Here is a 15292-nt window from a genome sequence, read left to right on the forward strand (position 1 = left end):
ATAAAGTCCCCGGCTTGGCGCGGCCAGTACAGCCCCTGCACCGCCACGCGCCCTGTCCCTGCGTTTCATCGCGATCTACATGCCCCCATCACAGACATCCCGCAGCAGCCTGCCCGGTTGGCTCATCCTCATGGGCGCGCTGACGGCCATCGGCCCGTTCGCCATCGATATGTACTTGCCCGCGTTCCCCACGATCGCGGCCAATCTCGGTGTCTCCCGCGGCGATGTCGAGCGCACGCTGGCGGCGTACCTGATCGGCCTGGCGATGGCGCAGGTGTTCTACGGCCCGATGGCCGACCGCTTCGGCCGCAAGCCGCCGCTGCTGGTGGGCCTGACCCTGTTCATGATCGCCTCGCTGGGGTGCGCGTTGTCGGGATCGGTCGAAGCCCTGACCGGCTGGCGCGTCGTGCAGGCAATGGGTGGCGCGGCCGGCATCGTGATTCCGCGCGCGGTCATCCGCGACCACTACGAGACCCACGAAGCGGCGCGCGCCATGTCGCTGCTGATGCTCATCATGGGCCTGGCGCCGATCCTTGCGCCGCTGATCGGGGGCCAGTTGCTGGCCATCACCTCGTGGCGCAGCCTCTTCTGGGTGATGCTCGCGGGCGGTGCGATGCTGATGACGGCCGTCATCCTCATCATGAAGGAATCGCTCACGCCCGAGCGCGTGGTGCCGCTGCGCTGGAGCACCATCCTGCAAAACTATCGCGGCCTGTTCGCGCACCGCGGATTCATGTCGCACAGCCTGGCGGGCGGTTTTGGCCAGGCCGGCATGTTTGCCTACATCATCGGCTCGCCCCGCGTCTTCATCGAACTCTACGGCGTGCCGCCGCAATACTACGGCCTGCTGTTCGGCACCAACGCGCTGTCGCTCATCATCTGCTCGCAGATCAGCGCGCGGCTGCTGCGCACCTACACCCCGCGCCAGCTGCAAAGCCGCGCGCTGGTCACGCTGGCCTGCGCCAGCCTCGCCGCCGTCGCGCTGACGCTGGCCGGGCTGCTGACGCTGCCGCTGCTGATGTTGTGCCTGATCTGCTACATGGGCAGCCAGGGCTTTGTGAACCCCAACTCGGCGGCGCTTGCGCTGGCGGACCAGGGCAAGCGGCTGGGCGCGGCGTCTGCGCTATTGGGGACGCTTCAGTTGTCGTGCGGCGCCCTCGCGGGTTTCGCCGTCAGCGCCTGGCAATCCGACACCGCCCTGCCGCTGACCACCACCCTGGCGGCCTGCGCATGCCTGTCCTGGACGGCCGGGCGTGTGGCGCGTTCGCACACCGCCTAGCCCTGCAGCTTGATTTACTTAAGATTTTCGTATTAGAATCGCGGTCTTCACATGAAGTTTCCCGTGCAGGACTACTATGCTTTGTAGTTCAGCACTCTGACCCCCAACCGCGTGTTGTGAATGCAAGCGGGCGGCAGGCAGCGGGTATAAGCACTGGGGTGAAATCACTTTCCCCCTCATCCACTAAGACTGGGTGGCCGGCCAAGGCAGCGTACAGCAGCCTTCACAGCCCGGCGGCTAAACCCCCGTCTACTCCCCCGAAGCGATGCGCGGCAAGAACGACACTAAAGAGGTGCATCCATGGCACGCGTATGCCAAGTGACCGGCAAAGGCCCGATGGTGGGCAACAATGTTTCGCACGCAAACAACAAGACCAAGCGTCGCTTCCTGCCCAACCTGCAATCGCGCCGGTTCTGGGTTGAAAGCGAAAACCGCTGGGTTCGCCTGCGTGTTTCTGCCAAGGCCATCCGCACGATCGACAAGAACGGCATCGAAGCCGTGCTGGCCGAAATGCGTGCCCGCGGCGAAATGGCCTAATCGGCCGCCCCGCCAATCTACATACTAGGAGCACGACATGGCCAAAGGTATCCGCGAAAAGATCAAGCTCGAGTCGACCGCCGGCACGGGTCATTTCTACACGACCACCAAGAACAAGCGCAACATGCCCGAGAAGATGCTGATCAAGAAATTTGATCCGGTCGCTCGCAAGCACGTCGACTACAAGGAAACCAAGCTGAAGTAATTCAGCCGGTATCCCGCAAAAAAGGCCCTGTCATGCAGGGCCTTTTTTATTGCCGGCTTTTTATTGCCCGCTTTTTATTGCCCGCTTTTGATTGCCATTAATTTGCCGCTGCGCCAAGGCCCATGTTTCAATTAGGCCGCACCGGCGGCGCCCCAGGCGCGCGCGAGGCCCGATTCATCTTCAGCCTGCGATTACTCCACCATGATCCGTCCCTGCCTCACTATGCTGCGCCGCGCGCTTGCGCCCGCGATCCTGGCCCTGGCCCTGGCTCCGGCCGCCCCCGCCGCCGCCAAAGACAAGGAACCGCCCATCCGCATCGGCGAGATCAACAGCTACAAGGCCATTCCCGCCTTCCTGGGCCCGTACAAAAAGGGTTGGCAACTGGCGCTTGAAGAGGTCAACGCCGCGGGTGGCGTGCTGGGCCGCAAACTCGAAGTCATCTCGCGCGACGACAACGGCAATCCGGGCGATTCGGTCCGGGCCGCGCAGGAACTGCTGGCGCGCGAAAAAGTCGAGCTGCTGTTCGGCGGGTTCCTTTCCAACACCGGCCTGGCGCTGACCGATTTCGCCAAGCAGCAAGAGGTGTTCTTCCTGGCCGCCGAACCGCTGACCGACAAGATCACCTGGCAGGAAGGCAACCGCTACACCTACCGCTTGCGTCCGTCCACCTGGATGCACGTGGCGGCGGTGGCGCCCAAGGCGCTCGCCCTGCGCAAGAAGCGCTGGGCCATCGTCTACCCCAATTACGAATACGGGCAATCCGCCGTGGCCACGTTCAAGGCCATGATGCAGTCGTTCCAGTCCGACGTGGAATTCGTCGCGGAACAGGCCGTGCCGCTGGGCAAGGTGGATGCCGGCGCGGTGGTGCAGGCGTTGGCCGACGCCAAACCCGACGCCATTTTCAACGTGCTGTTCGCCGCCGACCTGACGCGCTTCGTGCGCGAAGGCAACACGCGCGGCCTCTTTGAAAACATGCCGGTCGTCTCGCTGCTGTCCGGCGAACCCGAATATCTGGAACCGCTGGGCGCCGACACCCCCACCGGCTGGATCGTCACCGGCTATCCCTGGTACGCCATCGACACGCCGGCCAACAAGACCTTTGTCGAGGCCTACAAGAAGCGCTTCAACGAAACGCCCAAGGTCGGGTCGGTGGTCGGCTATGCATCGTTGATGTCGATCGCGCAGGGCCTGAAGGCCGCCGGTTCCGTGGACACGGAAAAGCTCGTCGACGCCTTTGCCGGCCTGAAGGTGGACACGCCCTACGGCCCGATCCAGTACCGCAAGATCGACCATCAATCCACGATGGGCGTCTACGTGGGCGTGACCGCGGTCGAGGACGGCAAGGGCATCATGAAGGACTTTGCCTACATCGACGGCGCGCGGCTGCAGCCGCCCGACGAACAGGTGCGCAAGATGCGGCCGGCACACTGATGAATGTGTCCGGGCTGCTGCTGCAGCTGCTCAATGGCCTGGCCGACGCCAGCGCGCTGTTCCTGGTCGCCGCGGGCCTGTCGCTGATCTTTGGCGTGACCCGCGTGGTCAACTTCGCGCACGGCTCGTTCTACATGCTGGGCATCTACCTGGCCTGGACCTTCACCAGCCATTTCGGTAGCGGCGCGGGTTACTGGTTCGGCCTGCTGCTGGCGGCGCTGGCGACCGGCCTGATCGGCGCGGCGGCCGAACTTCTGGTGCTCAAGCGCCTTTACCGCGCCCCCGAACTCTTCCAGCTGCTGGCGACCTTCGCCCTCGTCCTCATCATCGGCGACGCGGCCCTGGCCATCTGGGGCCCCGAAGACCTGTTCTCGGCCCGCGCGCCTGGCCTGTCGGGCGCCGTGCAGATCCTGGGCCGCCGTTACCCTGAATACGACCTCCTGCTGATTGCCGCCGGCCCCATCGTGCTGGGCCTCTTGTGGCTGCTGCTCATGCGCACCCGCTGGGGCCGGCTGCTGCGCGCCGCCGCTGAAAACCGCACCATGCTGGCGGCGCTGGGCGTGAATCAGGCCTGGCTGTTCACGTCCGCCTTCACGCTGGGCGCGTTCCTCGCCGGCCTGGGCGGCGCGCTGGCGGCGCCGCGCGTGCCCGCCACCCTCGGCCTGGACCTTGAAATCATCGCCAGCGCGTTTGTCGTGGTGGTCGTGGGCGGCTTGGGATCGGTGCCGGGCGCGTTCCTGGCGGCCGTGCTGATCTGCTCGGTCAAGGCGCTGTTCGTGTTCCTGGGCCAGGTCGCCATCGGCCCGTGGGTCTTCAATCTGTCCAAGCTCACGCTGCTGGCCGAATTCGCCGTGATGGCCGTGGTGCTGGTCGTGCGGCCGTGGGGCCTGATGGGCAAGCCCCCCGCCCCTACTTCGCACGCGGGCATGCCGGAGCGCCCCATATCCCCGGCGGGCCCCCGCCTGCGTCTGGCCTATGGCGTGCTGCTGGCCTTGCTGGCGTTGGTACCCGTCGCGACGCTGTACTGGCCCTACCTCAGCATCCTCATGACCGAGATCCTGATCGCCGCCCTGTTCGCCGCCAGTCTGCACTTTCTGACCGGGCTGGCGGGCATGACCTCGTTCGGCCACGCCGCCTGGTTCGGACTGGGCGCCTACGGCGCGGCGCTGCTCCTGAAACTGGCCGCCATCCCCATGGAGGCAGCGCTGCTGCTGGGCCCGTTTGCCGCCGCGTTCGGCGCCCTGGTGTTCGGGTGGTTCTGCGTGCGTCTGTCCGGCGTGTATCTGGCGATGCTGACGCTGGCGGTCGCGCAGATTCTATGGGCCCTGACCTATCAATGGGATGACGTGACCGGCGGCAGCAACGGCCTGACGGGTTTGTGGCCGTCGGCCTGGCTGGCGCAGGGGCCCTGGTTCTACTACCTCACGCTGGCGCTGTGCGCGGCCGGCGTCTGGTGGCTGCGCCGGCTGGCGTTTTCGCCGCTGGGTTTCGCGCTGCGCGGCGTGCGCGATTCGGCCTTGCGCGCCGAAGCGCTGGGCATGGACACGCGCCGCATCCAGTGGGCCGGATTCGTGGCCGCCTCGTTCGCCGCGGGTCTGGCGGGCTCCCTGTACGCATTCTCCAAGGGCAGCATCGCGCCCGACGTGCTGGCCGTCAGCCGTTCGGTCGACGGACTGGTGATGGTGCTGCTGGGCGGCATCCAGACGCTGGCCGGCCCGCTCGTCGGCGCGGCATCCTACACCTGGCTGCAGGATGCCGCGGCGCGCAGCACCGAGTACTGGCACGCGGTGCTGGGCCTGGCGATCCTGGCGCTCGTCATGGCCTTCCCCGAAGGCCTGGCGGGCGCAGCCGCCCGGCTGCGCAGGAGGTCCGCATGACCCTGGCCGCCCCCCTGCTGCAGGTGCGCAACCTGCGCAAATCCTTCGGCGGCATCGACGCGCTGGCCGATGTGTCGTTCGACCTGGAAGCCGGCCACATGCTGGCCCTGATCGGCCCGAACGGCGCGGGCAAGTCGACCTGCTTCAATGTGTTGGGCGGCCAGTTGCGCCCGGACTCGGGTTCGGTGCGGCTGGACGGGCGCGAACTGGTCGGCCTGTCGGCCGGCAAGATCTGCCAGCTGGGCGTGGGCCGCAGCTTCCAGACCGCCGCCACGTTCCGCTCGATGACCGTGCTGGAAAACGTTCAAACCGCCCTGCTGTCGCGCGACCGGTTGCTGTTCAACCCATGGCGGCGCGCCGGCCGCCACGCGGTTGAAGAAGCGAAGACCCTGCTTTCGCAAGTGCAGATGGCCGACAAGGCCAACGAGGCGTGCGGCACGCTGGCCTATGGCGACGTCAAGCGGGTGGAGCTTGCGATGGCGCTGGCGCACCAGCCGCGTCTGCTCTTGATGGACGAGCCCACCGCCGGCATGGCCACCAACGAACGCCACGCGCTGATGCGCCTGACCCGCCAGCTGGCGGACACGCAGCGCATCGCGGTGCTTTTCACGGAACACAGCCTGGATGTCGTGTTCAAGCACGCGGATCGCATCGCGGTGCTGGTGCGGGGCGGCCTGTTGGCCGAAGGCGCGCCGGCTGACATCGCGGCCGACGAACGGGTCAAGGCCGCTTATCTGGGCACTGAGACGCCGCAGAAAGCCTGACCCGCCAAACGCCTCAACCCTCGCGCTGCGGGCGGTCCGGCTGGCATTCCCAGAAAATCCGGGCCGTGCACCCTGCGCAGATGTTCCGGTCCAGCTTGGCGTAGATCTCGTGCAACGCCGTCGCCTTGTCCGGAAAGATGTGGTCCTCGCCCAGCCGGGCCAGAAATCCGGTGCGGCGCCACATGTCCATCACCTCGGGCCGCGGCCGATGGAAATACAGATCGCCGCCCATCGCGCGCCGCGCGGCCAACTCGTCGTCCCAGACCTGCGCACCGGCCAGGTCGATGAAGTTCATGCTCTTGGCCATCACCAGCAGATGGCGCGGCGCGCCCGGCGCCGAACGCAGATCGTGCAGCCGCTGCGCCACGTGCGCGGCCGCCCCGAAATAGACTGACCCCTCCATGCGCAGCAGCTTGAGCTGCGGGCATTCCGGCAAGGCGTCCGGGTGGTGCTCAAGGACGACGAAGCGGCGATCCGGCCCGCGCGAATCGAAGCCCATCGTGCGCATCGCCGGCCGCGACGTGCGGTGCAGGTACACCATGAGCGACAGCACGGTCCCCAGCAGGATTGCGACCTCCATGCGGATGGCGATCGTGGCGGCCAGCGTGGCCGCGGCGATGGCGCATTCGCCGCGTTGCGTGCGCAACAGGTGGCGCCAGCGCGGAATGTCCAGCAGCGTCCAGGCCACCAGCAGCAGCAGCCCCGAGATCGCGGCATGCGGGATCAACGCCAGAAGCGGCGCCGACACCGCCACCAGCAGCATCAGCAGCAGCGCGGAAAACACCGACGCCAGCGGCGTTTTTGCGCCCGCCTCGAAGTTTGGAATGGAACGATTGAGCGAGCCGCAGGACAGGTAGCACGAAAAAAAGCCGCCCACGATGTTGGACAGGCCCTGTCCCACGAACTCCCGGTTCGCGTCGATGCGCTGGCCAGATCGCGTCGCAACCGCCTTGGCAATCGAGATGGATTGCGCCAATGCGACGATGGTCAACGCAAATGCCAGGCTCAAGAGATCGGGCAGCGCGCGCCAGTCGACGCTGGGCACATGAAAAGGCGGCCACGGTTGGGCGATTGCCCCCAGCACAGGCACCGGCGCGCCTGCCTGCGGCGTGATCACCGAATTGAAGGCCCACGCCGCGAATGTCCCCGCCGCCAGGCCCAGCAGCATGTATGGCTTGCGCTTGTCCAGCCTGCGCGCCAGCAGCGCGGTGCCCAGCGTGACCAGCGTCACCAGCAAGGCGCCCGGATGCGCCTGGCCGATATGCGTGGCGATGCTTTCCAGCACCGCGCCCGCACCATGCGCCTCTGTCGAGGGCAAACCCAGCGCGTCCTTGAGCGCATGCACCGCGATCAGCACGGCCGCGCCGCTGGTAAACCCAAACAACGCCGACGGCGAAATGAAGTGCGCCAGCGATCCCAGCCGCAAGGTGCCCACCAGCCACTGCATGATCCCGACCAGCACGGTCACGGCAAGGGCAAGCTGAATGTAGGCGGGGGTGCCCGCGGCTGCCAGCGGCGCCAGCACTGCGAACAGCGCCAGCGAATTGGCGTTGGTCGGTCCGGACATCACATGGCGGCTTGAGCCGAACAACGCCGCCACGATACAGGGCACGATGGCCGAATACAGGCCGTATTCAGGAGGCAGGCCCGCCAGCGTCGCAAACGCGACGCCCTGCGGCAGCACCAGCAACGCGCCCAACAACCCCGCCGCCAGGTCGGCGCGCAGCGTCACCCGGTTGACGTCCTCGACCCACGAACCGAACAGCCGGCGCGCGACGTTCATTCCCCCCAGCATCATCCTGTCTTGTTCCCTGACATCGGCGTTCCCGCCTGTCCGGCAAGGGTATACGCTCGCCCCCGCCCGCGCAACGCGCCTTTTCAGCCGGCCTCGCCGCCGCGCCGCGCTTTCATGGCCTGGCCGATCGCAGCCAGCGCGTCGTCCGGTATCAGCCGCGCCGCCATCGGCAGCAGCTCGTCCTCTTCGCGCCGGATATGCGCTTCGTAGGCCTCGGTGAAGGCCTGGACCTGCTGCGGCGGCAATTGCGCCGGCCGCCCCGCCGCGATCTCGGACAGCGTCTGGCGCAAGGGTTGCCACAGGCCCGCCAGGCGGCGATGATCGGCCATCAGGCCGTCCACCAGCGCGTGCAGGCACACCGCGTCCGACCCCGCCATCGAGTCGATCAAGGCCGGAAAGAGGTCTTCTTCTTCGTCTTCATGATGATGCGCGGCCGCGGTGTCGAAATACCGGCGGACGCTGGTGGCGGCGGTTTGCGCCGCCGTGTCGCTGCCGTGCGATGGCAGGTGCGCCGCCAGCCGCGCCAGCGTCGCACATTGGCGCGCGATGCGCCCATGACAGGCCGACAGCAGCGCCAGCGGATCGTCCGGGCCCGGCGCCGCAGCCGGACCGCCTGGAAAACTCACTGCCATCGCCTGCCTCCGAATCGTGTTGCGTTAACCCGCTGTGCCGCGCCACCACAAACGGATGGAATCCCACGTGCGCCCGGCGATGCCCGCCTCGGCCACGGGCTCCAGCGCCACCACCGGAAAGTGCATGGCGGGCTTGCCGTCCACCGTCACCTTCAGTTCGCCCACCGTCGACTGCGCGGCAATGGGCGCGATCAACGGCGCCTGCGGCGCCCAGGCCGATTCGACCTTCGCGCCGGCGGGCACCGTCACGTAGGCGTCGCGCGAGAATCCCACCTTCAGGCTGTCGGTCTCGCCCTTCCAGACCTCAGGCGTGGCCACGGCCTGTCCGCGCGCATACAGCTTGATGGTATTGAACCCCTGGAATCCCCATTCCAGCAACTCGCGGCTTTCCTGCGTGCGCAGCTTGTCCGACGCCGTGCCCACCACCACCGTGATCAGCCGCCGCTGATCCTTGCCATTGGGCCGCTGCGCCGTGGCAATGATGCAATAGCCGGCCGAAGCCGTATGGCCCGTCTTCAGCCCGTCCACACTGGGATCCAGCCAAAGCAGCCGGTTCCGGTTGGGCTGAGTGATCTTGTTGAACGTGAACTGCCTGGCCGAATCGTAGGTCTTGTAGAGCTGCGGAAAGTCCCGGATGAACCGCGTGGCCAGGATCGACAGGTCGCTGGCGGTGGAATACGTGTTCGGATCCGGCAGCCCGTGCGGGCTGGCAAAGTGCGTGGCGTGCAAGCCCAGCCGGGCAGCGGTGTCGTTCATCCGCGCGACAAAGGCTTCGACGCTGCCCGACACGGCCTCGGCCAGCGCAACCGCCGCGTCATTGCCCGACTGGATCATCAGGCCGCGCAGCAGGTCGTCCACCGACACCTTGGAGTTGGGCTCCAGGAACATCTTGGAACTGCCTGCCGGCACCTTCCAGGCCCGCGTCGAGATGGTGACCAGCTGGTTGGCGGTCAGCTCCTTCTTCGTCATCGCATCGAACACAACGTAAGCCGTCATGATCTTGGTCAGGGACGCCGGCTCGATGCGGGTGGTGGCCGCGTGCGACGCGATGACCTGGCCGCTGGTCTCATCCAGCAGCAGCCACGCCTTGGCCGAAAGCGCGGGCGCCGGCATCGATTGCGCCATGGCGCTGGATATACAGGCGGTCGCTACGAGCAGGCTCGCCGCCAACTTCTTCATCAACATATAGCTGCTTCACTTCCATGTTCTGTTTTCTTCGGGCGCGCGCAACGCGCTTGGGACAAGTCCGAATCACGGGACGTTCCGCCCATGCCCGCCGCGCGCGCCGCCCGCAATTGGAACATGCGCCACAAGATAGGTTCATCCGCATGCGCGGCAATGGTCCCTGCGCGCGCACGTGATGCCCTGGATCGGTCCACGCGCGCGCCCCGCAAACGCGAGCCGTCAGAACGTCAGCGAACGTCACGACTTCTTGCGAAACCCCTTGCAGAAGGCACTTTTCTGCGTGGAAACAACAAACAGTGGCTTAAAACCCGCTGCAAAGCCGCTTTTACCGCCACTCTTCCGCTATCATCGGGCGCGTAGCGTCAAATGCCGATATCCGGCACGCGCTGCTCCATGTCCTCAACATACGGATTTTGACCATGGCCACGAAAGCTAAAGCTCCTGCCAAGAAAGTCACCAAGACCGCCGTAAAGGCGCCCGCAAAGAAGGCAACTGCCGCCAAGCCCGCCGTGAAGCCGGCTGCCAAGAAGGCCGTCGCCGCCAAGAAGGTCGCTGCCGCCCCCAAGGCCATCAAGGCCGCGATGAACAAGACCCAGCTCATCGCCTACATCGTTGAGCAATCCGGCGTCGAAGCCAAGTCGGTCAAGGCCGTCCTGGCCAGCCTGGAAACCTCGGTGCTGGGCTCCGTGGACAAGAAGGGCGCTGGCGAATTCACGATGCCCGGCCTGTTCAAGGTCGCCGTGCAGAAGGTTCCCGCCAAGGCCAAGCGCTTCGGCAAGGATCCGTTCACGGGCGAAGAGCGTTGGTTCCCCGCCAAGCCGGCTTCGGTCAAGGTTAAGGTTCGCCCGCTCAAGAAGCTGAAGGACGCCGCGCAGTAATTTCATTACGCGCAGTATCCGGTCAAGCCGGGAAGGGCCCGCCTCGCAAGAGGCGGGCCCTTCTTCATTTGCGCGCGGTCTTTGGCTCGGAAGGTGGCGCGCGCTTTGCATCGGCGGCAAGCCGCTGCTAGAATTTTGTCTTTACGTGAAGATACTTCACATTGACACACCAGCCCGCCGCCATGAATGACCTAGTCGATCTCGTGATCTCGCAATGGACGCAGGAATGCCCTGCGCAGGACTTCGCCGCCATGTCGGTGGTCGCCCGCCTCTTCCGCCTGAACGCATTCGCCGCCCGCAACGTCAATCGCACCTTTCGCCAGTACAACCTGCATCAGGGCGAATTCGACGTGCTCGCCACGCTCTACCGCACCGGCGCGCCGTATGCGATGAATCCGCAAAAACTCGTGCAGGCCCTTTTGCTGACGTCCGGCGCCATGACCAACCGCCTGGACCGGCTGGAAGAGGCCGGGCTGCTCGTGCGCAGCCCCAACCCCGACGACCGGCGCGGCGTCATCGTGTCGCTCACCGCCGAAGGGCTGCGCACAATCAAGATCCTGCTCAAGGACTATCTAAGCGACCTGAACGACCTGCTGGAACCGCTGTCCGCCGCGGAACGCCGCCAATTGGCGGGCCTTCTGAAAAAGCTGCTGATCAAGCAGGACCAGGAAACGCCCGGCAGCGTCGACGCCTGAGCTGCCTGCCGCCCACCGTCATCACCCTTTTCAGCCTCAGATCAGTGACTTCTCCTACGCAATCCACGCCCACGCTCACCGCGCCCATCATCCTCCTGATGTCCGTGGCGACCGGCCTGGCAGTCGCCAGCAACTACTACGCGCAACCCCTGCTGCACACGATCGGTCAGCAGTTCTCGATTTCGAACGCCGCCGCCGGCACCATCGTCACAACGGCACAGCTCAGCTACGCGGTGGGCCTGATGCTGCTGGTGCCGCTGGGCGACATGTTCGAGCGCCGCGCGCTGATCGTACTGATGAACCTGCTGGCCGCGGGCGGCCTGCTGATCTCGGCCTTTGCCAGCAACATCGCGGTGCTGATCCTGGGCACCGCCCTTACCGGCATGCTGTCCGTCGTCGCCCAGATCCTCGTGCCCTTCGCCGCCACGCTGGCCGCGCCCCACGAGCGGGGCAAGGCCGTCGGCACCGTCATGAGCGGGCTGCTCCTGGGCATCCTGCTGGCCCGCACCGCGGCCGGCGCGCTGGCCGACGTGGGCAGCTGGCGCACGGTGTATTGGGTGGCCGCCATCCTGATGCTGTGCATGTCCGCCGTCCTGTGGCGCGTGCTGCCCCGCTACCAAAGCCCCACGGCAATGAGCTACCCGCGCCTGCTGGGGTCGATCCTGCGCATGTTCGTCGAGGAACCCCTGTTCCGCGCCCGGTCCCTGATTGGCGGACTGCTGTTTGCCGCCTTCAGCATGCTGTGGACTCCGCTGACCTTCCTGTTGGCCGGCCCGCCCTATGAATACAGCAACACCACCATTGGCCTTTTCGGCCTGGCCGGCGCCGCCGGGGCCTACGCCGCCAACCGCTTCGGGCGCCTTGCCGACCGTGGCCTGGGCAACCTCGCCACCCGCGTGGGCCTGCTGCTGCTTCTGGGTTCCTGGGGACTGATGGCGTTCGGACAGGTGTCGGTCGTGGCGCTGCTGGCGGGCATCCTGGTGCAGGATCTGGCGATTCAGGGCGTTCACGTCACCAACACCAGTTCCATCTACCGGCTGCGGCCCGAAGCGCGCAGCCGCCTGACCGCCGGATACGTCACCTGCTACTTCATCGGCGGCGCATCGGGTTCGCTGGTATCGTCCTGGCTGTACGCCCATTTCGGCTGGCCGGCGGTGGTCACGGCGGGCGCCCTCCTGGCGGCCCTCACGCTGGCTTATGGCGCCCTTGCGCCCAGTGCGCGCATCCCGGAAATGCCCTCGCCCCCTGCCCGCCCCTAGCACCTCCTATAATCAGGGGTTTTGACCGCCACCGCGCCCCGGCGCGATGGGGCGGCTCACCCCTTTTTCGCCACCGCGCACGAGCCCATGCAGGAACGCTACCTCCCCACTACCGTCGAAGCGGCCGCCCAACAAGACTGGCAGGCCCGCGACGTCTATCTGGTCCAAGAACACGCAAAGAACCCCGACGGCTCCGAAAAGCCCAAGTTCTACGCCTGCTCCATGCTGCCCTATCCCAGCGGCAAGCTGCACATGGGCCACGTGCGCAACTACACCATCAACGACATGATGGCCCGCCAGCTGCGCATGCGCGGCTACAACGTCCTGATGCCCATGGGCTGGGACGCGTTCGGCATGCCGGCGGAAAACGCGGCCATCAAGTCCAAGGTCCCGCCCGCCAAGTGGACCTACGACAACATCGCCTACATGAAGAAGCAGATGAAGGCGATGGGCCTGGCAATCGACTGGACGCGCGAAATGTGCGCCTGCGATCCGCAGTATTACAAGTGGAACCAGTGGCTGTTCCTGAAGATGCTCGAAAAGGGCGTCGCCTACCGCAAGACCCAGGTCGTCAACTGGGACCCGGTCGACCAGACCGTGCTGGCCAACGAACAGGTCATCGACGGCCGCGGCTGGCGTTCGGGCGCGCTCGTTGAAAAGCGCGAAATCCCGGGTTACTACCTGCGCATCACCGACTACGCCGACGAACTGCTGGGCGCGGTCCAGAACGACCTGCCCGGCTGGCCCGAGCGCGTTCGCTTGATGCAGGAAAACTGGATCGGCAAGTCCGAGGGCCTGCGCTTTGCCTTCCCGCACCAGATCGCCGGCCAGGACGGCCAACTGATCCAGGACGGCAAGCTGTACGTCTTCACCACCCGCGCCGACACGATCATGGGCGTGACTTTCTGCGCCGTGGCGCCGGAACACCCCCTGGCCACGCACGCCGCCGCCACCAATGCGCCGCTGGCCGCGTTCATCGAGCAGTGCAAGCTCGGCGGCACGACCGAAGCCGAAATGGCCACGCGCGAAAAAGAAGGCATGCCCACGGGCCTGTTCGTCACGCACCCCATCACCGGCGCGCAGGTTGAAGTCTGGGTCGGCAACTACGTGCTCATGACCTACGGCGACGGCGCCGTCATGGGCGTGCCGTCGCACGACGAGCGCGACTTCGCCTTCGCCAAGAAATACGGCCTGCCCATCGTGCAAGTCGTGGACGTGGCCGGCAAGGACTACTCCACCGACGCCTGGCAGGAATGGTACGGCGACAAGCAGTCGGGCCGCACCATCAATTCCGGCAAGTACGACGGCCTGTCCTACAAGGAAGCCGTGGACGCCATCGCGGCCGACCTGGGCGAAAAGGGCCTGGGCGAAAAGCAGACCACCTGGCGCCTGCGCGACTGGGGCATTTCGCGCCAGCGCTACTGGGGCACCCCGATCCCGATCATCCACTGCGCCGACTGCGGCCCGGTGCCGGTGCCCGAAAAGGACCTGCCCGTTGTCCTGCCCGACGACCTCATCCCCGACGGCAGCGGCAACCCGCTGGCCAAGAACGAAGCCTTCCTGTCCTGCGCCTGCCCCAAGTGCGGCAAGCCCGCCCGCCGCGAAACGGACACGATGGACACGTTCGTGGACTCGTCCTGGTACTTCATGCGCTACACCTCGCCCGGCAACGACAACGCCATGGTCGACCAGCGCAATGACTACTGGATGCCGATGGACCAGTACATCGGCGGCATCGAGCACGCCGTGCTGCACCTGCTGTATGCGCGCTTCTGGACCAAGGTCATGCGCGACATGGGCCTGCTCAACTTCGACGAGCCCTTCACCAAGCTGCTGTGCCAGGGCATGGTGCTGAACCACATCTATTCCCGCAAGACGCCCCAGGGCGGCATCGAGTACTTCTGGCCCGAAGACGTCGACAACGTCTACGACGACCGCGGCGCCATCGTCGGCGCCAAGCTGAAGTCGGACGGTTCGGCCATCAACTACGGCGGCGTGGGCACGATGTCCAAGTCCAAGAACAACGGCGTCGATCCGCAATCGCTGATCGACACGCTGGGCGCCGACACGGCCCGCCTGTTCGTCATGTTCGCCAGCCCGCCTGAACAGACCCTCGAGTGGTCCGATTCCGGCGTCGAAGGCTCCAACCGCTTCCTGCGCCGTCTCTGGTCCATCAGCTACAACCGCCGCGAAGCCATCGCCCGCGGCCTGGCCCACGGCGCGGACTGGGCGCAAGCGCCCGCCGCGGTCAAGGACCTGCGCCGCGAGGTCTACGGTCTGCTCAAGCAGGCCGACTACGACTACCAGCGCATTCAGTACAACACCGTCGTGTCCGCCTGCATGAAGATGCTGAACGCCATCGACGATGCCAAGCTGCCCGAAGGCGCCGAGGCCGATGCCGCCTATGCCGAAACCGTCGGCGTCCTGCTGCGCGTGCTCTACCCGGTCGTGCCGCACATCACCTGGCACCTGTGGCAGGATCTGGGCTACGCCAAGGAGCTCGGCGACCTGCTCGACGCGCCGTGGCCGCATGTCGACGAAGCAGCCCTCGTCGCCGACGAGATCGAGCTGATGCTGCAGGTCAATGGCAAGCTGCGCGGCTCGATCCGCGTGGCGGCCAAGGCGGCCAAGGAAGATATCGAAAAACTGGCAGCCAGCCAGGAAGAGGTCGCCCGATTCCTGGAAGGCCGTCCGCCCAAGCGCGTCATCGTGGTTCCGGGCAAACTGGTCAACGTCGTAGGCTGATGAGGTCAAG

The 15292-nt window shown here is 66.1% G+C and carries 13 protein-coding genes; 10 read left to right on the plus strand and 3 right to left on the minus strand.

Going from position 1 to position 15292, the window contains the following annotated elements:
* Positions 1–130: 130 nt before the first annotated feature.
* The 6 genes from LN047_RS20025 to LN047_RS20050 all read left to right on the plus strand — a co-directional run bounded on the left by LN047_RS20025 (position 131) and on the right by LN047_RS20050 (position 6093).
* Entirely contained in the window at positions 131–1279 is a 1149-nt protein-coding gene (locus tag LN047_RS20025) for a Bcr/CflA family multidrug efflux MFS transporter (RefSeq protein WP_056322832.1), read from the plus strand.
* A gap of 300 nt (positions 1280–1579) precedes the next feature.
* Positions 1580–1816, plus strand: a complete 237-nt coding sequence (gene rpmB / locus LN047_RS20030) for a 50S ribosomal protein L28 (protein ID WP_050447723.1) — start codon at positions 1580–1582, stop codon at positions 1814–1816.
* A gap of 37 nt (positions 1817–1853) precedes the next feature.
* Positions 1854–2021: a 50S ribosomal protein L33 gene (rpmG, locus tag LN047_RS20035; protein ID WP_003810296.1), complete on the plus strand. Its 168-nt coding sequence runs from the start codon at positions 1854–1856 to the stop codon at positions 2019–2021.
* A gap of 201 nt (positions 2022–2222) precedes the next feature.
* Complete coding sequence (locus tag LN047_RS20040; protein WP_373980001.1) at positions 2223–3452, plus strand: ABC transporter substrate-binding protein; 1230 nt, start codon at positions 2223–2225, stop codon at positions 3450–3452.
* The gene (locus LN047_RS20045) at positions 3452–5329 is read left to right on the plus strand and encodes an ABC transporter permease (RefSeq protein WP_142053972.1); all 1878 of its coding nucleotides are present in this window, start codon (positions 3452–3454) and stop codon (positions 5327–5329) included. The genes LN047_RS20040 and LN047_RS20045 overlap by 1 nt, the downstream gene beginning before the upstream one ends.
* Positions 5326–6093, plus strand: coding sequence for an ABC transporter ATP-binding protein (locus LN047_RS20050; protein ID WP_373980002.1), 768 nt, complete (start codon positions 5326–5328; stop codon positions 6091–6093). Before LN047_RS20045 ends, LN047_RS20050 begins: the two co-directional genes overlap by 4 nt.
* Before the next feature lie 13 nt (positions 6094–6106).
* On the opposite strand, the gene LN047_RS20055 is transcribed toward LN047_RS20050, so the two are convergent.
* The 3 genes from LN047_RS20055 to LN047_RS20065 form a co-directional block, all read right to left on the minus strand.
* Positions 6107–7876 (minus strand): SulP family inorganic anion transporter, encoded by a 1770-nt coding sequence (locus tag LN047_RS20055; protein WP_373980003.1) that lies wholly within the window; start codon positions 7874–7876, stop codon positions 6107–6109.
* 95 nt (positions 7877–7971) lie between these two features.
* A complete protein-coding gene (locus LN047_RS20060) occupies positions 7972–8520 on the minus strand; it encodes a hemerythrin domain-containing protein (RefSeq protein ID WP_373980004.1) in 549 nt (182 codons plus the stop codon).
* A gap of 24 nt (positions 8521–8544) precedes the next feature.
* Entirely contained in the window at positions 8545–9705 is a 1161-nt protein-coding gene (locus tag LN047_RS20065; protein ID WP_226846618.1) for a D-alanyl-D-alanine carboxypeptidase family protein, read from the minus strand.
* 419 nt (positions 9706–10124) lie between these two features.
* Here LN047_RS20065 and LN047_RS20070 point away from each other — a divergent pair, with 419 nt between their 5' ends.
* The 4 genes from LN047_RS20070 (at position 10125) to leuS (ending at position 15282) form a co-directional block, all read left to right on the plus strand.
* Positions 10125–10583, plus strand: coding sequence for an HU family DNA-binding protein (locus tag LN047_RS20070; RefSeq protein ID WP_056322817.1), 459 nt, complete (start codon positions 10125–10127; stop codon positions 10581–10583).
* A 182-nt stretch (positions 10584–10765) separates the two neighbouring features.
* Positions 10766–11278, plus strand: coding sequence for a MarR family winged helix-turn-helix transcriptional regulator (locus LN047_RS20075; protein WP_373980005.1), 513 nt, complete (start codon positions 10766–10768; stop codon positions 11276–11278).
* Positions 11279–11376: 98 nt separating this feature from the next.
* Positions 11377–12537 (plus strand): MFS transporter, encoded by a 1161-nt coding sequence (locus LN047_RS20080; RefSeq protein WP_056322813.1) that lies wholly within the window; start codon positions 11377–11379, stop codon positions 12535–12537.
* An 87-nt stretch (positions 12538–12624) separates the two neighbouring features.
* Positions 12625–15282 (plus strand): leucine--tRNA ligase, encoded by a 2658-nt coding sequence (gene leuS, locus LN047_RS20085; RefSeq protein WP_373980006.1) that lies wholly within the window; start codon positions 12625–12627, stop codon positions 15280–15282.
* The last annotated feature ends 10 nt before the right edge of the window (positions 15283–15292 follow it).

It is taken from the genome of Achromobacter sp. JD417 (genome assembly GCF_041879325.1).
GTDB classification, from domain to species: domain Bacteria; phylum Pseudomonadota; class Gammaproteobacteria; order Burkholderiales; family Burkholderiaceae_B; genus Achromobacter; species Achromobacter mucicolens.